This is a genomic window from Marivita lacus (assembly GCF_014637725.1).
Classification (GTDB): Bacteria; Pseudomonadota; Alphaproteobacteria; order Rhodobacterales; family Rhodobacteraceae; genus Marivita; species Marivita lacus.
Genome location: NZ_BMFC01000007.1, coordinates 141730 through 163033, shown reverse-complemented (window position 1 = coordinate 163033; position 21304 = coordinate 141730). Strand labels below are relative to the sequence as shown.

The 21304-nt window shown below is 59.9% G+C and carries 25 protein-coding genes; 14 read left to right on the top strand and 11 right to left on the bottom strand.

Going from position 1 to position 21304, the window contains the following annotated elements; translation table 11 throughout:
• Positions 1-7: 7 nt before the first annotated feature.
• Positions 8-1036, bottom strand: a complete 1029-nt coding sequence (locus tag IEV82_RS14385; protein WP_188482732.1) for a substrate-binding domain-containing protein — start codon at positions 1034-1036, stop codon at positions 8-10.
• A 464-nt stretch (positions 1037-1500) separates the two neighbouring features.
• Positions 1501-2214: a response regulator transcription factor gene (locus IEV82_RS14380; protein ID WP_188482731.1), complete on the bottom strand. Its 714-nt coding sequence runs from the start codon at positions 2212-2214 to the stop codon at positions 1501-1503.
• On the opposite strand from IEV82_RS14380, the gene IEV82_RS14375 reads away from it, so the two are divergent.
• From IEV82_RS14375 to IEV82_RS14355, 5 genes are all read left to right on the top strand, one after another.
• Entirely contained in the window at positions 2213-2551 is a 339-nt protein-coding gene (locus tag IEV82_RS14375) for a hypothetical protein (RefSeq protein WP_188482730.1), read from the top strand. The genes IEV82_RS14380 and IEV82_RS14375 overlap by 2 nt on opposite strands.
• 102 nt (positions 2552-2653) lie before the next feature.
• The gene (locus IEV82_RS14370; protein WP_188482729.1) at positions 2654-3634 is read left to right on the top strand and encodes a flagellin; all 981 of its coding nucleotides are present in this window, start codon (positions 2654-2656) and stop codon (positions 3632-3634) included.
• Between the two features lie 92 nt (positions 3635-3726).
• Positions 3727-4122: a flagellar biosynthesis regulator FlaF gene (gene flaF, locus IEV82_RS14365; RefSeq protein WP_188482728.1), complete on the top strand. Its 396-nt coding sequence runs from the start codon at positions 3727-3729 to the stop codon at positions 4120-4122.
• Positions 4122-4547: a flagellar biosynthesis repressor FlbT gene (locus IEV82_RS14360; RefSeq protein WP_188482727.1), complete on the top strand. Its 426-nt coding sequence runs from the start codon at positions 4122-4124 to the stop codon at positions 4545-4547. Before flaF ends, IEV82_RS14360 begins: the two co-directional genes overlap by 1 nt.
• Complete coding sequence (locus IEV82_RS14355) at positions 4544-5365, top strand: DUF1217 domain-containing protein (RefSeq protein WP_188482726.1); 822 nt, start codon at positions 4544-4546, stop codon at positions 5363-5365. The genes IEV82_RS14360 and IEV82_RS14355 overlap by 4 nt, the downstream gene beginning before the upstream one ends.
• Positions 5366-5386: 21 nt before the next feature.
• Here IEV82_RS14355 and IEV82_RS14350 read toward each other — a convergent pair whose 3' ends face one another.
• The 5 genes from IEV82_RS14350 to fliF are packed head-to-tail and all read right to left on the bottom strand — an operon-like array spanning position 5387 to position 9887.
• Complete coding sequence (locus IEV82_RS14350; RefSeq protein WP_188482725.1) at positions 5387-6400, bottom strand: flagellar motor switch protein FliG; 1014 nt, start codon at positions 6398-6400, stop codon at positions 5387-5389.
• 22 nt (positions 6401-6422) lie between these two features.
• The gene (gene fliP, locus IEV82_RS14345; protein ID WP_188482724.1) at positions 6423-7253 is read right to left on the bottom strand and encodes a flagellar type III secretion system pore protein FliP; all 831 of its coding nucleotides are present in this window, start codon (positions 7251-7253) and stop codon (positions 6423-6425) included.
• 3 nt (positions 7254-7256) lie between these two features.
• Entirely contained in the window at positions 7257-7586 is a 330-nt protein-coding gene (gene fliN / locus IEV82_RS14340) for a flagellar motor switch protein FliN (protein WP_188482723.1), read from the bottom strand.
• Positions 7579-8247 carry a FliH/SctL family protein gene (locus tag IEV82_RS14335; protein WP_188482722.1) on the bottom strand — a complete coding sequence of 223 codons (669 nt, stop codon included), beginning with the start codon at positions 8245-8247 and terminating at the stop codon, positions 7579-7581. Before IEV82_RS14335 ends, fliN begins: the two co-directional genes overlap by 8 nt.
• Positions 8248-8252: 5 nt before the next feature.
• Positions 8253-9887, bottom strand: a complete 1635-nt coding sequence (gene fliF, locus IEV82_RS14330) for a flagellar basal-body MS-ring/collar protein FliF (protein WP_188482721.1) — start codon at positions 9885-9887, stop codon at positions 8253-8255.
• Positions 9888-10153: 266 nt separating this feature from the next.
• On the opposite strand from fliF, the gene IEV82_RS14325 reads away from it, so the two are divergent.
• From IEV82_RS14325 to IEV82_RS14310, 4 genes are read left to right on the top strand one after another with little or no spacing between them, the layout of a single operon-like run.
• On the top strand, positions 10154-10672 hold the full coding sequence (locus tag IEV82_RS14325) for a flagellar basal body-associated FliL family protein (RefSeq protein WP_188482720.1): 519 nt from the start codon (positions 10154-10156) through the stop codon (positions 10670-10672).
• 13 nt (positions 10673-10685) lie between these two features.
• Positions 10686-11654 carry a flagellar motor switch protein FliM gene (locus tag IEV82_RS14320; protein ID WP_188482719.1) on the top strand — a complete coding sequence of 323 codons (969 nt, stop codon included), beginning with the start codon at positions 10686-10688 and terminating at the stop codon, positions 11652-11654.
• Positions 11651-11989, top strand: a complete 339-nt coding sequence (locus IEV82_RS14315) for a hypothetical protein (protein ID WP_188482718.1) — start codon at positions 11651-11653, stop codon at positions 11987-11989. The genes IEV82_RS14320 and IEV82_RS14315 overlap by 4 nt, the downstream gene beginning before the upstream one ends.
• Positions 11983-12636, top strand: coding sequence for a MotE family protein (locus IEV82_RS14310; RefSeq protein WP_188482717.1), 654 nt, complete (start codon positions 11983-11985; stop codon positions 12634-12636). The genes IEV82_RS14315 and IEV82_RS14310 overlap by 7 nt, the downstream gene beginning before the upstream one ends.
• A 96-nt stretch (positions 12637-12732) precedes the next feature.
• On the opposite strand, the gene IEV82_RS14305 is transcribed toward IEV82_RS14310, so the two are convergent.
• Positions 12733-13179, bottom strand: a complete 447-nt coding sequence (locus IEV82_RS14305) for a hypothetical protein (protein ID WP_188482716.1) — start codon at positions 13177-13179, stop codon at positions 12733-12735.
• Between the two features lie 343 nt (positions 13180-13522).
• Here IEV82_RS14305 and IEV82_RS14300 point away from each other — a divergent pair, with 343 nt between their 5' ends.
• Positions 13523-15394, top strand: coding sequence for a hypothetical protein (locus IEV82_RS14300; RefSeq protein ID WP_188482715.1), 1872 nt, complete (start codon positions 13523-13525; stop codon positions 15392-15394).
• A gap of 174 nt (positions 15395-15568) precedes the next feature.
• On the opposite strand, the gene IEV82_RS23610 is transcribed toward IEV82_RS14300, so the two are convergent.
• Positions 15569-15793 (bottom strand): hypothetical protein, encoded by a 225-nt coding sequence (locus IEV82_RS23610; protein WP_229747822.1) that lies wholly within the window; start codon positions 15791-15793, stop codon positions 15569-15571.
• Between IEV82_RS23610 and IEV82_RS14295 the strand changes: the two genes are divergently transcribed.
• Positions 15738-16472, top strand: coding sequence for a response regulator (locus IEV82_RS14295; protein ID WP_188482714.1), 735 nt, complete (start codon positions 15738-15740; stop codon positions 16470-16472). The two genes, IEV82_RS23610 and IEV82_RS14295, sit on opposite strands and share 56 nt — an antisense overlap.
• An 84-nt stretch (positions 16473-16556) precedes the next feature.
• Here the strand turns inward: IEV82_RS14295 and IEV82_RS14290 are convergent, their stop codons facing one another.
• On the bottom strand, positions 16557-17495 hold the full coding sequence (locus tag IEV82_RS14290) for a flagellar motor protein MotB (protein ID WP_188482713.1): 939 nt from the start codon (positions 17493-17495) through the stop codon (positions 16557-16559).
• On the opposite strand from IEV82_RS14290, the gene IEV82_RS14285 reads away from it, so the two are divergent.
• The 3 genes from IEV82_RS14285 to IEV82_RS14275 are packed head-to-tail and all read left to right on the top strand — an operon-like array spanning position 17449 to position 20803.
• Positions 17449-18417 carry a sigma-70 family RNA polymerase sigma factor gene (locus IEV82_RS14285; protein ID WP_308420441.1) on the top strand — a complete coding sequence of 323 codons (969 nt, stop codon included), beginning with the start codon at positions 17449-17451 and terminating at the stop codon, positions 18415-18417. The two genes, IEV82_RS14290 and IEV82_RS14285, sit on opposite strands and share 47 nt — an antisense overlap.
• A complete protein-coding gene (locus IEV82_RS14280) occupies positions 18414-20144 on the top strand; it encodes a hypothetical protein (protein WP_188482711.1) in 1731 nt (576 codons plus the stop codon). The genes IEV82_RS14285 and IEV82_RS14280 overlap by 4 nt, the downstream gene beginning before the upstream one ends.
• Positions 20145-20155: 11 nt before the next feature.
• Complete coding sequence (locus IEV82_RS14275) at positions 20156-20803, top strand: flagellar hook assembly protein FlgD (RefSeq protein WP_188482710.1); 648 nt, start codon at positions 20156-20158, stop codon at positions 20801-20803.
• A 55-nt stretch (positions 20804-20858) separates the two neighbouring features.
• Here IEV82_RS14275 and IEV82_RS14270 read toward each other — a convergent pair whose 3' ends face one another.
• Complete coding sequence (locus tag IEV82_RS14270; RefSeq protein WP_188482709.1) at positions 20859-21299, bottom strand: hypothetical protein; 441 nt, start codon at positions 21297-21299, stop codon at positions 20859-20861.
• Positions 21300-21304 lie beyond the last annotated feature (5 nt).

Here is a 21304-nt window from a genome sequence, read left to right as displayed (position 1 = left end):
CTCGCGCTTACTTCGCAGGCATGTTCACGGCATTCGCCGCTTCTTCACGCTCTTCGGTACGCTTCGAGTCACCAAGCGGAACCATGCCGCGTTCGGCAAGGTAGCCGCCCGGGCCCATCGACTCTTCCGAGGTGTACTCTTCGACGAATTCCTGCAGGCCGGGGATCACGCCACGGTGTGCGTTCTTGACGTAGAAGAACAGCGGGCGCGAGATGCCGTATTCACCGGACTCAATGGTGTCGAAGCTGGGTGTGACGCCTTCGATGTCCACAGCCTTCAGCGTGTCGCTGTTCTCGAACAGGAACGAATAGCCGAAGATACCGACTGCGTTGGCATCGGACTGCAGGCGCTGCACGATCAGGTTGTCGTTTTCACCGGCTTCGATGAACGGTCCGTCCGAACGCAGGCGCGCGCAGTTGTCTTCGGCCCAATCTCCGCCCATGGCTTCGATCATCGGGATTTCCATGCAGCCTTCGACGATGGCCAGTTCGACAAACGCGTCGCGCGTGCCGGATGTCGGCGGGGGGCCGTAGGCGAGGATGTCCGCGTCAGGCAGGCTGGCGTCGATGTCGGACCATTTCATGTAGGGGTTGGCGACCATTGCGCCATCGACCGGCACTTCGGCAGCAAGGGCGAGATAGACTTGCGTTTTGGTCAGGTCCCACTCGAATGCACTGTCGCGAGACACGGCGATCGACAGACCGTCGGATCCGATCTGGACTTCGGTGATGTCGGTCACGCCATTCCCGGCGCACAGTTCGTATTCGGATGTCTTCATGGCGCGCGACGCGCCGGTAATGTCAGCATGGGCTTCGCCGATGCCACCGCAGAAAATCTGCATGCCGCCACCGGTGCCGGTGGATTCGACGATCGGGGCCGGGAAGTCGGACACGTTGCCGAACTGCTCGGCCGCGGCCTGCGAGTACGGGAACACGGTCGACGAACCGACGACGCGGATTTCGTCACGTGCAGCTGCGGCTGTTGCGGACACGGCGGCGATCGCCAGTGCGGAAACGGAAAGTTTGGTGAACGTCATGAGAACTCCTGATTCATGAATTCGGCCGGAGCATTCGACCTTGTGTGCTCGCTAGTCCGATTCCATGATCCTTATGCAACAGATTTGTGACAGTTTTGTAACAAGAGGAGAGACACCTTTTTCGGCTGCACGTTTTTTGCGTCGTGTGCGTCCAGTTGCAGAACGACACAAGCCAAGGGTCAAACAGACGGATATATGAGCCATGCGCGCAATCGTCTTTGGCACATCGTCCCTGTCTTGAGAGGCTCGGCCGAACTGAACAAATGGCTTGAGGACCGCTGTGAGCTTTATGGGTTAAAACGCCGCACACGGCTTTGCCTGGGTCCCTCGCCGTGTTGCGCCTGATCTCACGTGAGATTGTGCTGGGCGATGGCAGAAGACTCAAATTCCGCTCGTTGCGGTTTTCACCGTGTCACGCGCGATACGAGAAGAAGTCAGGGCGCGGAGCGGCTCAGGTTAGGGGTCTATCGCTGGCGTTGGGCGCAGGCACGTTCGATAGCGGCGCCTTGGCTGGCGCGCAGGGCATAGCCGCGACGGGGAAATGTCTCGATCATGTTGCTGGCTTCCGGGGTGACGCGGGCGAACTTGCTCCGGATGCGGCAGATATGGATGTCGACCGCCTTGTCGAACGGCTGGTACTCCGACAGGCCGTAGAGCAATTCGAAGATGGCGGTGCGCGGCATAACACGCCCCTGGTTGGAGGCGAGAAGGCAGAGCACCGCGTTTTCCTTGGCTGACAGCTTGACCGGCAGTGACTGAAACTCTGGATCGCGCCCGTCGAGATACACCACCAGGTCACCGATCGTGATGTCGTTGCGGGCCAGATTGTTGCGGCGCCTGAACGTGGTTCTCAAACGGGCGGCGATCTCGCGGTCGTGAAACGGGGCTGCGAGGATGTCACAGGCACCGGCGTCGAGCAGGGCTGCATCCCTTTCGGGTGCGCGATGGTCAACGAGGATGAGGATGGGGTTCTCGCATCCTGACCGACGCAGCGCGATCACCTGATCGAGCGTGCTGTCCTGCTGCCCCAACACAAGGGGTATGGACCGCGCGGCCTCCGTGCTCAGGCCCGCCAGTCCCCGCAAGGCTGCGGTCGACGGGATCAGTTCGTGTTGGATCGCGCCGCTCGACAGAGCGGTGACGAATCTTTGCTGCCGAACCGCATCTGGATCATGCATGAATATCTTCATCGACCTGCCGTCTCCTGAAGCGGATTTGCGAAAAACAATTTTTCCACGTATACATCTGAACGAGATCGGATCAACAGGGTTAATTCGCGTCTGTCGAGTTCAGGATGAGATGCGCTTGGCTCCTTGCGAAAACAGAATGCTTCAAGGTAAACTGAAGAAAGTTCGAAGATCTGCCGCCTCGTCGGGCGGCTTCTCCTCAGGTTTTCGTGCCAATTGGCCAATGCCTTTTGGGCCGCCAGGACAGGCCGGGGCAGATTTGCTGCGAAGCGGGGCGATCATCGGCGGGGACAAAATCAAGCCTCCGATCGCAATTTGCGAAAAATGAAACCTTCCTGAAACGTCAGTCACCCTTCTTCATGTCAGCACCGCCTAGGCATTGCTGGCCCGGAGAAACCGGGTTGAACCTAAGAACGTAGGAACTGATCCAATGACATCACTCATCACCAACTCCTCCGCCATGAACGCCCTGAGCGCACTGCGTCAGGTCAACAACAACCTTTCGCAGGTCCAGGGCCGAATCTCCTCGGGCCTGCAGATCACCTCGGCCAAGGACAACGCCGCCTACTTCCAGATTTCCGAGACCATGAAGGGCGATTCCGGCTCGATCTCGGCGATCAACGAAGGCCTGACGCTGACCAAGAACTCCATCGCCACGGCCCGCCTTGGTGCAGAAACCTTCCAGGACCTCGCGAACCAATTCGTCGAGCGTGTGGCCTTCGCGCAGGGCGCAAAGGGCGGTTATGCCGAGATCGAGAAAGACCTAGGCGAGATCGTCAAGCAGATGGAAGTCACCATCAAGCAGTCGACATTCAACGGCGACGACATGGTCAATGCCGCCACCGCAGGTACGGTCGCCGCCAACCTCACCGTGGATGCCACGGACGGCTCAATTGCGACGCCAACCGTCGAGACGACTTCGAATCGTAACGTCGTTACCGGAATCAGCCGCGACTCAACTGGCATCTCGGTGACGACGACTGCCGTGGCCACCGTGGACCTGTCGGCCATGCTGGGCGACTTCAAGGGTCTGGCAAACGCATTTTCAACCCGCGCAGTCGATGCGACTGTAACCGGCGGCGCCGATGCCGACGTCCTCACACTCGGCGACAACTCGACACAGGGCGCAGATTATCTCGCGGGCAACCTGAAGAGCGCCGAAGCCCTGCTCAACAGAGCTACCGAAGCGGCCACTTCCCTCGGTCTGTCGGAGAAGACCATCGAGGTGCAGCAGGACTTCCTCACCCGACTGTCCGACAACATCGACACGGGCGTCGGCTCGATGATCGACGCGAACATGGAAGAGGAAGCTGCCCGCCTGCAGGCGCTGCAGACCCAGCAGCAGCTTGCGACCCAGGCGCTCTCGATCGCCAACCAGGGCCCGTCGAGCATCATGGCGCTCTTCCGCTGATGAACCGGCGGGCCAAGCCCGCCACCATCGCATCAGGCCCCGGATCCCCCGGGGCCTGCCTCCCATCATGCATCGCCAGAAGGTGAAAGCACATGAGCCTGTCCGCATATAAACGCACCCTCAAGGATACCGAAACCCCCCGCCAGATCGAACGGCGCATCCTGGTTCGCATTACGTCAGACATCGCCACTTATGCCGACCGCTACGACGCAGCAGAAACCCGGTCCGAGCGCCTTGGCGTGCTCGCTGATGGATTGCGCGATGCGCTTTTCGACAATGTCCGCCTCTGGTCCACGCTCAAGACCGATGTCCTGAGCCCTGGCAACCAGTTGCCAAACGATCTTCGTGGCAGCCTCGCCAATCTGGCCACCTTCGTCGAACGGCATACCGCCGCCGTCCTTGGTGGAGAGGGGCGGGTCACCGCGCTTCTCGAGGTCAATCGTCCCATCGTCGCCGGTCTTTCCGGCCAAGTCGCGGAGGCCGCGTGATGGGACTGCGCATCAGACTGAAATCCGGCGAGCGGGTCATCCTGAATGGCTGCGTCATCCGCAATGTCGGAGGCAGCCGCATGGACATCGAGGTGGAGAACCGTTCCGACGTCCTGCGGGGCGACGAAATCATCTCCAAGAAAGACGCGTGTACTCCGGTTCGGGGTATCGCCCACGCGATCCAGCATGCCCTTGCGAGCCGGGACCATCGCGAAGAGCTTCTGCCGCATATCTCCAGCAGCCTGAACGCAATCGAGGCTGTGCTGAATCCGGTGGTTGCGCCTGCGATTGAGGCTGTGCGCGACTGCATCAACAAGGAAGACTATTACGGCGCGTTGAAATCCCTCGGGCCTTTGCTTGCCAGAGAGGCGCAGCTTCTGAGGCTTGCAGCCCCGTCGGGGGCAGCACCGGGGGTCGCGGCATGATTTCCACGGGTGGTCTGTCGCCAATCCTTGCCATTGGACTGATCGCGAGGAATCGCGATCAGTTCGAGACGTCGCTTCGCAACGAGCCCGTCGCGAAGCGCGAGATCGAGGCTTTCAAGGAGCGGATCGGCAGCATCGGTTCTGTCGATGAGCTTTTGAAGGATGGCCAGGTTTTTGGCTTCGTGATGAAGGCCTTCGGGCTGGAAAGCGAGATCTTTGCAAAGGCCATGATGAAGAAGATCATGACCTCTGATCCTCTCGACAAGACCTCACTGGTGAACAAGCTTTCCGACAGCCGTTACCGGGAGATCAACAAGGTCATGGGTTTTGACACTGACGGCACTGTCGCCCGCGTTGATTTCGGCTCCGCCGCCTGGACCGATGCGCTTGTGGAGCGGTATGTCGACCAGCGGCTGATCGACGGGCAGATGGACGCCAACCCCAGCGTTGGTATTGCGCTGGATTTCGAACGCAAGGTGCCGACGCTGACAAGCTGGTACAAGGTGCTCGCGGACAAGTCGATGGGCCAGTTTTTCCGCACCGCCTTTGGCTTGCCCGCGTCTGTCGGTCAAGGAGATGTCGACTCACAAGTGCGATTGTTCGAGAAGCGGATGAAGATCGAAGAACTGCAAGACCCCGCCGTGCAGCAGAAGCTTGTCCGCCAATATGCGGCCATCGCTGGCGCTCTCGATCCCGGCCCAAGGCAAGCTGGCATTCTCGATCTCTTTTCGAATACCGGCGGAGCCTGGACACCCATCACGATCAATCTCGAGGCGATCAGCCAGTTCTCGGCCTCAAGCTATCGCCGCGGACTCTGAGGCAGCACCCCCGAGGGGTGATCACTCCAGAAGTTCGTCTTCCTGAGTGGGCAGGCGGATGATTTCCTGACGGGCCAGATCGTTCGCGATGTCGATCAGCGCCGATTGCGCCTCGCGCGTGTCGCGGGCGCGTACGGGTCCCATTTCCTGCATCTCGGTGCGCAGCATTTCCTGCATGCGCAGCGTCAGCGTTTCCATGATACCGTCGCGGATGTTCTTTTTTGCGCCGCGCAACGCAAGTGCGAGGAGTTTGCCATCGGCCATCCGGATGATCCGTTGCAGCGCGTTTGCGTCGAGCCGGATAAGATCGTCGAAGGTGAACATCTTTTGCTTGATGGCGACGAAATCCGTGGGTGCGCGAACTTCGAGTTCTTCGGACAGCCGGTCAAAGACAGCACCGTCCATCTTGTTGAACATGTCGGCCATCCGCTGCTTTGAATCGTGGCTGGTCTTGCGCGAGGCGGCGGCAAGAAGCTCGTTGCGCACCACGTTCTCGAGCGTCTCTGTCACGTGACGCGGCAGCATGTCGATCCGGATCATCCGCGTCGTGATGTCGGCCATCCTCTCGGGTCCGAAAAGAGGCACGACACGCGCGGCGACGTCGGGTTTGACCTTTGTCATGATCGCGGCGATCGTCTGGTCGTGTTCCCCCTTGAGCCAGCTTGCGATGGTCTGTTCGTTGAGGGTGGACAGCGCTTCCCAGACATTGCGGCCACTCGCCGGACCCTTCAACTCTCCCATGATCTCGGCCACCTGATCTTCGGTCATGAAGTTCAGAAGAAGCCGCTCGGCCATCTCGATCGATCCCTGAACACCGGCGGAGCCCGAAACGTTTTCGGAGAACTCTTTCAGCACTGTCTCCACCGTGGCCGCCGGGATCGTGCCAAGCGTCGACATCGCAGAGACCAGCGCCTGAATCTCGGGCGTCGACAATTGGCGCATCAGGTCCGATCCGCGCGACTCGCCGAGGCATATGAACAGGATTGCGGCCTTTTCGATGCCGCGCAGGCGAATGTCGTCAGGGGGGAGTTTCATGGGATGGCCTGCGTGTTCGGGTTCAATAGGACGCGTAAGACTGGATGAGCGAGCCGGCCAGCATGTACCAGCCGTCGATGAGAACAAAGAAGATGACCTTGAAGGGCAGGGAGATCATGACAGGGGACAGCATCATCATGCCCGCCCCCATGAGGATCGACGCGACGATGAGGTCGATGGCGACGAAAGGCAGGTAGATCAGGAAACCAATGGTGAAAGCCCGTCGCAATTCGGAGATCATGAAGGCAGGAACAAGGACCGACCATGAAACATCAGCCCGGTCGCGGGGGCCTTCGGGCGGTTCGGCTGCCATTGCGGAGAACGGAGGTGTGACAAGTGCCTCGCTGCGCCCACCCTCGGAAGCGTACCGTTCGAAAAGCGCGATGTCGATTTCGCGCGTGTTGGCGGCCATGAAGCGGTGGAAGGGCATGGCGATCCGCGATACGGCCTGTTCCTCGGTGATCGAGCCTTCGAGCAATGGCGCGAGGCCCTCATCCCAGCTGGTCTGGAAAACGGGCTGCATGACGAAGAAGGTCAGAAACAGTGCGAGCGAGGTGATGACGAGGTTCGGTGGCGACTGGTTGAGGCCGAGCGCCATGCGCAGCATCGACAACACGATCACGAAGCGCGTGAAGCAGGTCATGACGATCATCAATCCTGGCGCAATCGACAGAACCGTCAGGAGACCGATCAGCTGGACAAGCCGTCCGGACAATTCGCCTCCCCCCTCATCGCCCATGCTCTGAGACAGGTCGCGGAGCAGCGGGCCGATCGACTCCATCGGCGTGCTCTGGGCCACGACGGGACCCGCGCAAAGACCGATCAGACAGGCAAGAGGGAGTGTCCCGCGCATGTGTCAGCCAATCACCGACACATAATCCTTGACGATCTCGGTCAGCGTGATGCCGATCCCGTCCTCACCGACCTTGACCAGGTCACCGCGCGCGACGAGGCGATCGTTGATCATCACGTCCAGAGGTTCGCCGATCTTGCGGTCGATCTCGATCACCGACCCACGGGCGAGTGAAAGAAGCTGCGAAATGGACATGCGCGCCTGGCCAAGGACCACCTGCACGTTCAGCGACACGTTCAGCATCGAATTGATGTTGTGACCGTCGGAGCCCTCTTGGGCGGGGCTGACCTTGGTGAGGTCGTCAAGAAGGTTGGACTCTGTTGGGTTAGGCATCGTTGGGACCTGCTACTGCTTTGGGGGTGGGGGAGATCGCGACATCGGCGACGAGAGCAAGTATCGATCGACACAGTGCCGGGAAGGAATAGCGCGAGCGACCGTTGCGCCAGCTTGCCCTGACCTCTGACGGTTCGAGCGCGGCGTCGGGCACGACCCGAATGGCTGGCCCCTCGCGATCGCTCGGGGATGCAAGGTCGGCGGCAAAGCTGTCTGCGAAAATCGTAGACACGCGGATCTCGAGCGCCGGGCTGCCCACGGCGCGTTTGACGATGCGGGCGATCTCTGCGTCGATCCGTTGGTGCCCAAGTGAGCGGAGGACCTCCGGCAGGATCGTTTCGGACACGTCCCGCATGTAGGCTGCCATCTCGGCTTCAAGACAGGCACGGTGTGTCGCCCGATCTGCGATCAGGGCCGCGATCTCGGGGAGGAGGTGTTCAAGCGCTTCCGCGCGTCGCGCCTCGAGTGCTGCGCCAACTTCCGCGCGCCCATCCTCGATGCCTTGTGCGAGGCCTTGCGCAAACCCTTCCTGTCGCGCCGCCTCGACCGCCGCCGCAAGCTCGTCCGGGCCATAGACCGGGACCACGCATTCAGCGATGTGGCGCTCTGCGTCGATCTCTGCATCGAAGTCGCGGGTGAACAGCAGATTAGCCATCGTCATCAGCGTCAGCCCTTCTGGTTGATCCAGGCGCGGATCGTGCGCATGGAGGCTTCTGGTTCGGTTTCGACCAAGTGGCTGAAGTCATCGACATACTGTCGCATCACGTTTCCCGAGAAGGACGAGAAGGACACGAAGTCACCTTCATTTGGCGCGCCATCGGCAAATCCTGTGCTGTTCGGGACAGAAAAAGCGCTGCCCATCGCCATGGGGCCCGCGACGGCCATAGTCATCGGTTCATCCCCAAAGCCACCAAGCGCCGGCAATCCACTGCTTGCCCCTGCCTCGCGCGGTGCGGAGAGTTGCTTCAGCGCGGGTCGAACCGCGAGGAGCAGGACCAGCGAGACGGCGATCAAGCCGATGAGCGCCCGCAGGATGGTTCCGAGATGCAGCGCGAGCAGTTCGGACAGGCCGCCGCTTTCGCCGTCGAGAAGGGCCAGGTTTTCGGCGAAGCGAAAGCTTTCGACTGTGACAAGATCGCCGCGCGCCTGATCAATCCCGGCAGCGGTCGTCACGAGGGATGCAAGCCGTTCAAGCTCTTGCGGGCTGCGCTCCTGGTAGGTGGTTCCGTCCCAGATGCCGTTGATGACCGCCGCAACGGTCAGCCGCTTGATGCCGCCAGCTTCGGTGACTTGTTCGGACCGGACCGAGCCTATGGAGAACTGGCGTTCCTCTGATTGCCGAGACCGGCTCTCTGAACTGCCGCCGCCGCCTCCCACCGGATTGACGGTGGCGAGGTTGTTGGCGACATCTATGGCTCCGGAATCTGCGTCTTTTGACTGGGATTCTTCACTGGTCGAGGTGATTGTGCGCGGGACCGACGTTTCCGGATCGAAGCTTTCCTGGACAACGACACGACGCGTGGACTCCAGTTCGGCCGTGACGCGCACCCGCACATTTTCGGCGCCGACATGGGCCCCGAGGATGCTCTCGATGTTGCGCCGCAGGCGTTCCTCGATCTCAAGCTGGGCGTCACCGATCCCGATCTCGGTGCCTTCCTCGGCAAGAATGGTCTGACCGCTTGCCGTAAGCACGGTCACGCGGCCGGGAGCAAGATCTGGCACTGCAGCTGCGACGAGGCTTCGGATCGCCAGTGCCTGGCGGCGCTCCAGGACGCGCCCGGGACGGGTGCGCACGATCACGGAAGCCGAAGCTTCCGGTCTTTCCTGAGAAAAGGTTTCACGCTCTGGCAGAACAAGGTGGACACGGGCATCCTCAACAATGTCGAGACTCTTGATCGACCGGGTGAGTTCGCCTTCAAGCGCGCGTAGCCGGTTCACCCGTTGCAAAAAGCTGTTCATCCCGATGGCGGAAACATTGTCGAAGAGCGCCCATCCCGCTGTATCTGCGGGCGGCAGGCCTGCTTCGGCCAGTGCCATGCGGGCCCGGGGGATGTCCGCCTCGGGAAGGCTGATCACCGTGCCGTCGGATGAAATGCGCGGCGCAAGGCCTGCGCGCTCGAGTTCGGCGAAGATCTGTGAGCTTGTCGCTGCAGTCGCATCGGTCACCAAAGGGCGGTAAGTCGGTGCCATGACCACGCTCAGGCCCACTCCGATGGAGAGGAGCACGCCAAGACCGGTCAGCGCCAGAATGATCAGACGGCGGCGGCCGAGTGCTGCTAGATTTTCGATGACGTTTTTCACGGGCCCTCGGAATCTGACCTACCTGCCGACGGAATCATCGAGAGGGTCTTGCGAAAAACGATGTATAACGGATTTTGGGCGATCTCAAGACAATCGTGTTGCAAGGGGTTTTTTGAAGCCTTTCTGCAACGCTTCACGTCCTAAGGATCATGATATATTGGCTAAAACGGGCTTTGACTGTCGAAAGTTTGATGGCAGGGCTTCCCAAGATGATATCGACAGGTTAGTATTTTGCGAAAATCACACTAACCCGGAGTTCGCGTATCATGTCCAGCGCCACGGCGATTCCCGAAGCCCCCGTTTCTCGAAGCAGGATTATCCTCGTCGCCGTTGTCGCAGCGGTTTTCATCGTTGGTGCCGGTGCCGGCATCGGCCTCGGCACCTTCCTGAAAGACGAGGCCGTGCCGGAATATGCGCCTGGCGCGGATATGCCAAAGGAGGAAAGAAGCGAGGGCAATCGGCAGGAGATCGACATCGGACGGATCACTGTCGTCATCCCGGCAGACCGGGCAGGTGGCGGAAAGCTCCATCTGCTGATTGCGCCTCTCGTGGTTGCCTATCCCGAGTCGGCAGCCGGAGATTCCGACAAGGAAGGGACGGCGACGATGCCGACTGCCGAGTTGCGCGATGCCTTCATCGAATATCTTTCGCAACTCAGGGAAAGCGACGTGCGGGGCAGCGCAGGGTTTGCCTTGCTGCGAGAAGAGCTTTTGCGCCGGGCCCGCGCCGTTGCACCGGATCTGAACGCGAAGATGGTCCTGATCCAGGACCTGGTTATCCAGTGAGGGAGAAACCCGGATGGAAGACGCTGCCCCGCAAGAGATCGAAATCGGCCTGATTGTGCCTCAGACCCGGCTTGTCGAGGAAGAGATCATCGCGAAGGCCTCGGCCGGTTTTCAGCCGCTGCCGATGCTGGACGTCATCTTTTCCCGTATGGCCCCCGCAACTGCAGCCTCGTTCCGTGCCCGGGCGAACCTTCTGACCGACATTCGGTTCGACCGCACGACCTATGCCTGTTGGGGTGAAATCGTGAACGGTATGGACCCGCATGCAATCTGCGCGACAGCAGAGGCGCCGGAATGGAACGGGGCAATTGCGCTTTCCATGGACAGCGAATTCGTTTTCGCAGCGATGGAAAAGCTGACAGGGGGGATGCCGGTTCCCGGTGGCGCGCCCGCCCGGGCACCAACAGGGATCGAGCGCGAGACGATGCGCCATCTCTTCCGTCTGATCCTTGAAGACCTTGGCACGAACATGTCGCGGATCGCCGAGGTGCGGCTCAACCTCGAAGCCGTCGAGTCTCCAAAGGAAATCGGCGCGATCCACGGGGTCAACACGCCCTGCGCTGTTGGGCGAATGGAGGTCCGGCTCGACGAATGCGAGGGAAGCTTCAGCGTCATCATCCCGTTGCGGACACTCGATCCGGTGCAGGAGCGGCTGTCCACCATGTTTCTCGGCGACAAGCTGGGTGGTGACACGTCTTGGCGGGACCACATCGAGAACCGGATCACCGGCTCCAGCGTCGTTGTTACGGCGCGGATTCACGAGAAACAGATCCCACTCGCCCAAATCCTGAACTGGAAACGCGGCACGCAGATCGATTTTGGAATTCTGCCTGATCAGGAGGTGACCGTGATGTGTTCCGGCATTCCGATACTCTTTGGGAAGGCTGGCCGTCTCAAGAGCGGCAACATCGCGCTGCGGGTCGAGCGCGAGGCAGGCGATCCGGTAGAGCCCATTTCCCCTGAAACGTTGGAGGCGTTATGACATCAGACATGGACCTTGTTGAGGTCGCTATCCTTGCCCTCCTGCTGGGTGGAATCGCTTACGGCTTTGTCCTGTCGCGGCGGCTGGAAAAGCTGAGCCGCGCCCTTGTCGAATTTGGCCCGGCACTTGCGGCTTTTTCCGCGGCCGTTGACCGGTCGGAACAGTCGGTGAACGACATGCGCGAAGAAAGTGTTCGCCTCAAGTCGGTTGCAGCCAACGCCAACCGGTCCGTGGGTGCCGAGAAGAGCGCCAAGGGCGCGACACCGAACGAAGACCGGGAAATTCTGATCAATTCACTTCTGGAGATCGTTCGGGGGAGGCGTCGGGAATGTTGAAGATCATCAAGATCGGTGCCGTTGCCTTTGTCGGGCTTGTCGGTGCCAAGGCGGCCTCATTGCTGCCTGAAGATGCGCTTGCGCTGATAAAGCCGGCTGACGCCGCCGTGTCGGACGCTGGAATGCGCCCGGATGTGGACGTCGTGTGGGACGGGACAGGCACGATACGGCGGTCGCTTCTTGGTGAACCCGCCGGCCCGGAGGCCGGACCAGGGGATGCGCTGCCCGAACTTCTGGTCGCGATCGCGACCGAACACGATGCGCTGGCCGCGCGTGCGGCCGAGCTTGACCTGCGCGAAGCCGAGATCGAACTGGCGCGGTCGGCTGTTCTGGCGCAGAACCGGCAACTCGACACCTTGCGAGAAGAGTTGAGCCACCTTCTGGAGCAGGCACAGGACAAGAACGGAGCCGACGTCACGCGGCTGGTCAACATTTATGGTGCCATGAAACCGGCAGAAGCGGCGGCGATCATGCAGCAAGCGGACCTTGAGCTTGCCGTGCTGGTCATTTCTGCGATGTCCGAGCGCAACTCCGGACCGATCATGGCCGAAATGGCACCGAACCGCGCCAACGCGATTTCACGGGTCATCTTGGAACGCTCCCGCCTGCCCGGAGACCGCATGCCGGTCATTGTCCAACTTGACTGATCAAAGAGGTCGTTCGGGATTCTGAACACGGGCTGTGTATCGGGAAAATCATCAGGGATCGTTATCGGATATCGAGGAGCGTCGAAACCGGTCTGATCAATAATCGTTGTCGCGCACCGTCTTGGCCTTGCCTGACGGGCCGATCACGGTTCGGGTCGACTTCCACTTGACCACATTTCCGTCGTGCTGTGCCCGGCTCGAGATCACAAGAAGCTTTTCCGGGTCAAGCCGGCAACTGCCGGTAAAATGGACTTCGCTCGTGGGGAGGGCGCAAGCCAGAACCAGTCTCTTGATGTCCTGTAATTCCGCCTCTTCGCCGTCATCCGCCAAAAGATAGCCTCTGACCGCGTCGCCCCGCGCTTCGAGACGCAAGCTGCCGTCCGCGTCTTGGGTGACCGTCCCGATCCCGCCTTCATCATCAAGGAAAAGCCCGAGCTGCTGAAGGACGCTGAAAATGTGAGTCGCATCCCCTCGATTGAAGCCGCTGCAGATCAACAGGTTCCGGGACAGCTGGGCGTCGAGGGGGGAGCTTCTGCTCTGCATTAGAAAAACCTACAGGGATGGAACATGAACGGCCAGTATCTGTGTCAACAGAGCTGTTGGTTTTCACCAAGAGGTCCAAGAAATTTCGGAGCATTTGCCGATTTTTGCGGGGTTTTCTGCTTTCGATGAAGCGCTCTGTCAACATTGGCAGTTCAGGATGTGTAAAAGATAGAGATTAATCTGCGAAAAATTGTTGATATTTTTCGCAAAGATGTACATGTTGATGCAAGAAGCAGGTAAACCATCATCCTGTATGTGTTGCCGGGACATGGCCATTGGTCGCGTTGATACCGTTCAGCGACCGTAGCCTGATAGGCTCCAAGGCAGAAAGAGAAAAGAGCAGATGTCAGTGCTAACCTCCGCGAAAAGCGAAAAAAACAAGCTGGGAACGCCCGACTCTCGCCCAGAGGCCGGAGGTCTCTCCTTCGCGCTTGAGACCATTGCGCCGAAACAAGCCAAAATCTACCTTGCCGCCGCAGAGGCAGGGCGCCGCCCCGATGCTCGGGCGGTTGGCAATTACGCACGCACGATGAAGGCCAAGGCATGGGTTGTGAATGGTCAGCCCGTCATTTTTGACAACAATGGCCACCTGATCGACGGCATCCAGCGCCTGTCGGCCTGCATCGAAGCGGGGGTGCCGTTTTCCACAATCGTGGCGCGCAACGTCAAGGGTGACACGCTCCACACGATCGACCAGCATCGCGCCCGGTCCTATGTGGCAGTGCTCGAAGCGCGTGGAACGTACCGTCGGCCTGCCTCTCTTGTACGGTTGATGGGAAAACTGATCCGCGTCGAAAACGGAATGCTCGGGCTTTCGGCGATCCCGATCAGCTGGTCGCGCTATGACCGCGTTCTCGAAGCCAATCCTGAACTCATTCAGGCTGTCGATCTTGCAGACCGGTACCGCGGTCTGAAGCTGCATTCGCAACCGGTCGCGGTGCTCGCGTTCATGGCCTTGCGCGCGGGGCACGGGAAAGCCTTCCGCGATTTTCTCGTGGCGCTCGACACCGATGATGAAGACGGCGGGTCGGGCTTTGACGGTGCAACGAACCTCCTGTCCACGATCGAAGCGATGCGTGCGGTGGGCGATGTCGACACCGACCAGATGATCGCGCTTGGCATTCTTGCCTTCAACGACTGGATCGAAGAGGGGCGTCGTCGGAAGGTCTACAAATGGTCACCGGACAGGAGACCGCTCAGCGATGACGGGGCTGAAGATGTGGAGGCTGGCACGGAGGATGACGCGCATGCGGTGACCAAGGGCAAGCAGCGGTTTCTGCCCAATCTCGGCTTGCCGACGATGAAGGAGTATCCCGGTCTGCGCGAAGGTCACGTGGGTGACCCATTGCGCGGCGATCAGACCGACAGCCGTCTTGTTGCCGAGTTGCGTGAAACCGCGGCACATGCGCAGGATGGTGTGCAGGTCCGGATGGTAGAGGTCACACCCGAAATTGCGCGACATTGGTTGCGAGAATTCAACGATGGCAACCGGCGGACGCAGCCAACCCAGGTTGACGCCATCGCGCGCGACATCAAGGCGGGTCGTTGGATGGTCAACGCCCAGCCGATCTGCTTTACCGCCGATCCCTTTGCTCCCGGAGCCCGGCGCGGCGACACGCGGCTCTTGAATGGTCAGCACCGGCTTTACGGTGTCATCGAGGCCGATATGTCCATCGAAGTCCCGGTGGCGAGTGGCATCGCCGAAAGCGCCTTTGCGACCTACGATACGCATTCCCGCAGGGCAGTGTTCTCGTCCGGGGGACCGCAGTCGGATCTCCGTGTTCTCGCTGGAGCGGCACGTTTCCAGTGGCGCTTGGACGAAGGGCTCAACCCGAATGACCGAGCCGTGCCCTCTGCCTCCGAGTTGAAGGAAACGCTGGAGCGGCATCCGGGTCTTGCCGACTGGTTCCCCGAGTCGCGCAAGCGGCAAGTGGCCGAGTTCGGATCGTCGGGGGTCATGACGTTTGTGCTGTATCACCTGCGGCGGGAAGATCCCGAGGCAGCTGAGGACTTTTTTAAGGATCTCTTCACCGGCGAGAACCTGACCAAGGAAAACCCGGTGCTCGCTCTTCGCGAACGTATTCGGCGCACCAGAAATCTCGAGGGAGAAAAACGCGGCTCGCGTCGGCAGGTGCTGTCGCTTTTGCTGGAGGCTTGGGAGGGCTATCGGGAGTATCGCGCCAACAGCATCCCCGCACCTAATGTTGCAGACTGACAGGCCGATTCCACCGTTTGTCGAGAGTGTGACCCGGTCATGCTCGATCAGGCGCGCTAGGGTTTGAAGGAAGACTCCGGTCGCCCGTTTCAACCTTTGCATTGCAATGGCGAAAAAAACACACCTCCGCGTTGATCATGCCGAAGTATTGAATTAACTCAGAAAGGATGCTTTTTAGGTTGCATTGGCGACCCAAAAGGGTCGATTAGGTGCAGCGTTCGGGATCTTTTGACACAAGGAACGCTCTGCCGTGCGGCGGATCAGGCTTTCCGGCGTAATTGTCTCATTAAATAGTTTGACCATTTTGTAAGAAGGGAAGTTTTGAGTTAGGAGCTCTTTGCGAATGGAGAGATTTTTGTCCCAACCCCGGATTCTTGCGGTAGACGATGAGCCAGCCATCCGTGATCTCCTGCGAGCTTCGTTGGAACGGGAGGGCATGGAAATACGCTGCGCGTGCTCTATCGCCGAATTCGAGAAAATGGCAGAATCGGCCACAGCAGATGTCTATCTGATCGACCTGACTCTTCCCGATGGCAGTGGCTTGAGCCTTGTGCGATCTTTGCGGGAAAGAGGCGAGAGCGGCATCATCATTCTCTCGGGACGAGGCGAAGAGACCGACAACGTTGTGGGTCTTGAACTGGGCGCTGATGACTACGTGACCAAGCCGTTCCGACCCCGTGAACTGGCGGCGCGCGTGAATGCGGTCATGCGCCGGTACAGGAGTTCTCCGTCAAGCCCAGTTGTCAGCAAACCGGAATCGATGCCCGAGATAGAGACCGATTATCGCTTCGGCGATTACACGGTCAGCACGTCCGCCCGATTGGTCTGGAACGCCGACGGCGCAGAAATTCCGCTCACCACAGCAGAGTTCGAGTTGCTCTGTGCGCTGATCGAGCGGCGGGGACGCGTGGTGAACCGGGATCAACTGATGAATGCGATCAAGGGTCGTGACTGGGATGCCTATGACCGGGCTGTGGATGGGCTTGTGAGCCGGTTGCGAAAGAAACTTCCGGTCGCTCCCGGTCGCGCGCATTACATTCGCACCGTCCACGGCGTCGGCTATTCCTTTTCCGGATAGATGTGTTTCCTCAATGTTTTGAAAGCCTTCAGCGCGAGCGACAATCGTTTCGGATAGGAGTGACAAGTCAAGCCTCGCATGAGATCAGTCATTCGATGCGGCCGCTTTCGAAGGGGTTTCCACCGTCACCAGTTCAATGGTGATGCGCCTGTTGCGGGCATCGCTCGGGTCTTCGGGAATGAGCGGCGTGACTGCGGCGCGCCCGCTGACCCGGGTGAATCTTTCGGGCGAAACCCCGAACGTTTCCAGTGCTCGGCGCGCTGCGTTGGCACGATCAGCCGAGAGTTCCCAATTGCCATAGCCACTGCTCCCGCGGAAAGGGGTCGCATCCGTATGGCCTATGATTTTGATGTTCATGGGAACCGCCGCGATCACGTTGGCCACCTCGCTCAGGACCTGACGCACAACCGCGGTCAATTCGGCGCTGCCCGACTGAAACATCGGGCGTTCGCCGAGATCCAGGATCTCGACAATCACACCATCGGCTGATCTCGAAACCATCAGGTTGCCCGCAAGACTTTCAAGCGGGTTGCCTTTTGCCATCGTGTCCTTGAGCGCAGACAGCATGGCGTCAACCGGATCCTGCGAGTCCCGTGTCTCTGCCGAATTTTCGGATAAGGTCTGTGTGGTTTGCTCCAAAGCGGTCCAAGGATTCGTAGGCGCTTCGTCCGCAGTTTCAGCCTCCGAATCGAGAGGAAACTCGGCGGGCGGGTCCTCCCATAGCGCGCTTTCAGGCATCGGAACCATGTCGTTCTTGTCCCGCACCTTGGCCGCTTCCGGATCGTAGCCGAGGATATCGACAAGCGGGATGCTCGCAGGCGTGAAGTAATCCGCGATCCCCTCAAGCTTTTCCGGTTCGCTGAGCGAAAGAATCCAAAGCATGAGGAAGAACGCCATCAAGGCCGTCATGAAATCGGCATAGGCCACCTTCCAGTTCCCGCCGTGATGGCCTTTGATCACCTTCTTGGGTCGCTTGATGATGACAATGGTTGGGGTGTTCGGAACGTTGGTTGGGTCTGCCATTTTCTCGTCTCCGCAGGGTGCCAGTAGCGTTCAAGCACGTTGTGCGAAAACAAATACAGAAATTCGCATTCAGGTATATCCCTTTCACAACATAATTTGCGAAAAATGTTGTGTTTGTGATTTCGAAGTGCCATTCAATTGCCTGAGCAAAGTGCGGAGACGATGCAGCACGATGAAACACATGCAGAACACGGATTGCGATGGTGCCACTCCAGTTGCGGAGACATTGTCACAAGATCGGGCGGATCAGCGAAAATGGATTTCACGTTGGCAGGCGGATAGAGAGCCTGCCGCCCTCGACAGTTTGCTCCGGGCCCATGCGTCCGTGATTCGTTCGATGGCCCGTGCCTGGACAACGCAAGCCCACCAGTGGGACGATCTGATCTCGGAAGGCAATCTGGCACTCATCTGCTGTATCGACGGTTATGTGCCGCGCGAGGGCGTGCCGTTCTTTGCCTATGCCCGTCCCTTTGTGCGTGCTGCCATGCGCCGGGAGGTTTTCAAGAACGCCGCTGTTGTCGCCATACCCTTGCAGCATCGACGTGCTGCCCGCGAGGGTCGGCTCGGAGATCGAGAACTGGCCACTTTGCGCGGTGCCGCGCACCCGCACAGAATGGGCGATGCAGAAACATGGGAGCTTTGCGCACCCGAAGACCCGGCAGAACTGACCATGATCCGCACCGAAGAGGCCTTTGCACGACAGCGGATCATTGATGCGGCTTTGTCGCGCCTGAGCAATACGGAACGCCTGCTTGTCGAACGATGCCGGAGCGAAAGTGACCTGCCGCTTGCGGCTGTCGCGGCCAGTGTGGGCACCAGTGTGGCCAGGATCCGCCAGATGGAAGCACGTGCTTTCTCGCGCATGAAAGCACAGTTCATCCGGAGTGGCGTCACCTCGGCCCAGGTTGGAGATGAGCCATGATGCAGGCGGTCGTCTTGCTGTCGGCGATGGGTGTCAGCATGCCATCTCGCGGAGCCGGCAACGTCACGGATGCCCAGATGACGTTCGATGGGCTTATCGGTGAGGCTGAAGCCGTGGAGGTGTCGGGGATTTTACCAGATCCGCTGTCGGAGGAGGATCTGGAAGCGGCTGCCGTGCCGAGTGACGCCGAAGACGGTGATTTGGCAGAGCAGGATGTGCTTGATTCATCTGATCTGCCAGTGACTGTGGAGGATGTGCCCGTTCCTATGGACATTCTTCAACCCACGGAACTTGCCCAGCAATTGGGTGATCAAGATTCAACGACGGAGTTTGGGTCTTCGGATGGCTTGATGCCCGGTGGTGGTGAGACGAAGCCGATCCCGTCCGCCTTCGCCACCCCGCCAGTGGTCTCTGCGCGGGACGTCGTGCCTGTTGAGCTAGGCGATGATTTGACCGCTACCAACCAGGTGCCGGTGCATAATGGGAAAAATGGTTCTTTCAGTGACGCATCCAAAATTTCCTTAGACAAAATTGGTGTTGAAAGCGACCCTAGCAAGATCGGAAACGCGCCAATATCCCGCTTACATGAACTACCTGTCCAGACGGACAATGCTGTTGAGGACGGGCAGGGGACGACCGATCCGAGCAGATTGCCGACAGAATCCGACGATGCCTCGGTGCTCTTCACATCCAAATTGCCTGCATCACCTTCGGAAACAGCGGTCGATCCGGTCAAGGACCGAATGCCCGCGGACATGCTTGCTGCCAGATTGCCGACAGAATCCGACGACGCCTCGGTGCTCTTCACATCCAAATTGTCTGCATCACCTTCGGAAACAGCGGTCGATCCGGTCAAGGACGCTATGCCCGCGAACACGCATGCTGTGCCAAGCGAAGCTTCGATGGGCTCCGAGACAATCGCGTCAATGGTCGCGGCTGCGCCCAATGCCGGCTCAGCTGCGGCAAAGCCCGATGCAGGTTTGACCAAAACTGGAACCATCACCGCAAAGCAGACTGACGGGGTTCCGATCTCCGTAGAGAGCGTGCAAACGGCTATCCCATTCGACAATCCTGAAGTTCCTTCCACAAGTGATGTCCCAAAAAATCTGGCGCCTCTTGGTCCTGTGACAACCAACGGCGCCCTTGCTGAAACGCAGCCTTTGGAAGGTCTGCCACTCTCCGGTGACGCCAATGACAAGCAGGTCCAATGGACCATTGATCAGTCGCCTCCCTCTGCTCTCGTCGAAGCCGAGCCCCAGACAGCAGAGGTAGCCTCAGACCGGCCCACCGATCCGGTAAGACCACGCTCGGCAATCGTGCCGAACGTGGTGGAGCGTGTGGCGGCGCTTCCTCGCGAGGTGGGCGAGACTGTCATCCATCTCAAACCCCACGGGATGGGGCTGATCGAGGTCAGCATCCAGCAGGCGCGTGACGGTGGTCTCGACATCGTGCTGCGGATACAGAACCCCATGGTGCTCGAGGCGATGCAAGCCGAACGGCAAGCCGTTGCGCAAGCGATTGGGGGGCAGGGGAGTGCCGCGTCTGGGTCGCTGACGATGGACCTTTTCCAATCCGGTAGCGGGCAGCGCGGCGCGCAAGGCGATGGCTCTGGCGCCACGTCGCGATCCGGCTCCTTACCCACCACCGAAGAGACGCTGGACACTGCCGCAGATCAGGCCGTGACCCGTCAGATCATCCAGTCCGACCGCGTCAACATCATCACCTGAGGACCCCGAGCATGAACCTGACCCCGATCGCCACCGCCCCCGCCACACCGTCCATGGACACGCCCCCGACCATGTCGAATGACTATGAAAGCTTTCTCAGCCTTCTCGTTGCGCAGGTAAGCCACCAAGACCCGCTGAAGCCGATTGACGGGACCGAGTTCGTCTCGCAACTTGCGACGCTCACCGGGGTCGAACAATCGGTGAAGCTCAACGATCAGATGCAATCCCTGCGGACGCAGCTCGCGCTCAGCGCGGCGCTTTCTGAATCGTCGCTGATCGGGCGGACCGTCACCGTGCCGTCCGAGGAAATCGAGCTTGGCCCGGACGGTGCCGATTTCAGCTATGAATTGCAGGGAACGGCGACAAGCGTTACCGCAATCATCCGCGATGCTGCGGGGGTTCCCGTGCGCGAGATCGCCGGGCTGCCGGCGACGGATCGGGGCTTGGTCAATGTTGCGTGGGACGGGGCGGATGCCAATGGCGTTCCATTGCCCCCGGGTCGGTACCAGGTCGCGCTTGCCACGGCGGACGCGACAGGAGGCTACAATACCTATGCCAGTTTCGAGGTCATCTCGCTTAGCTTTGAAAATGGCGAGCAGCGGCTTGATCTGTCGGGTGGCGGCAGCGCCATGAGCACTCAGATCGTCCGCATCGAATAAGGGCATTCTTGGTGAAGCCCGGTCGGCCTGATCCATGCCGACCGGGTTTCAGCCTTTATTCCGTGACAGCAGAGAGATCGAGGCCTGCGAGCCATGGCGCGGTTTCGGATGCCATGGCCATTGTCGAACGTTCGAGCATTGCTATCGTGTCGTCGGCCTGTTGCACGAGCGGAAGAGACGCCGCTTCGGTCAGCAGTCCAAGGATCGCATCGCGCAGCTGCGCCGGGTTTTGCGGGCTCGCGGTTCCGGGTTCGACCAATACCGTGGCCTCAAGGAATGTGAGCTTTGGGTCGTGAACCACGATGGCGAAGCGCCCCGTGTTGTAAGCTTCAGGTGCAGCATTCACTGCCTGCTTTTGAGACGCGGGTGCGATCCCTGCCACGCTCAGGTGCCCCACCCCGAAACCGATTGCGGCGACCGTGACGATCAAGGGCACAAGGAGTTTCGGCTTGAGTTTGCGCGGAACTGGCGCCGGCGCCGGAGTGTCGTCGGCCACGGGCA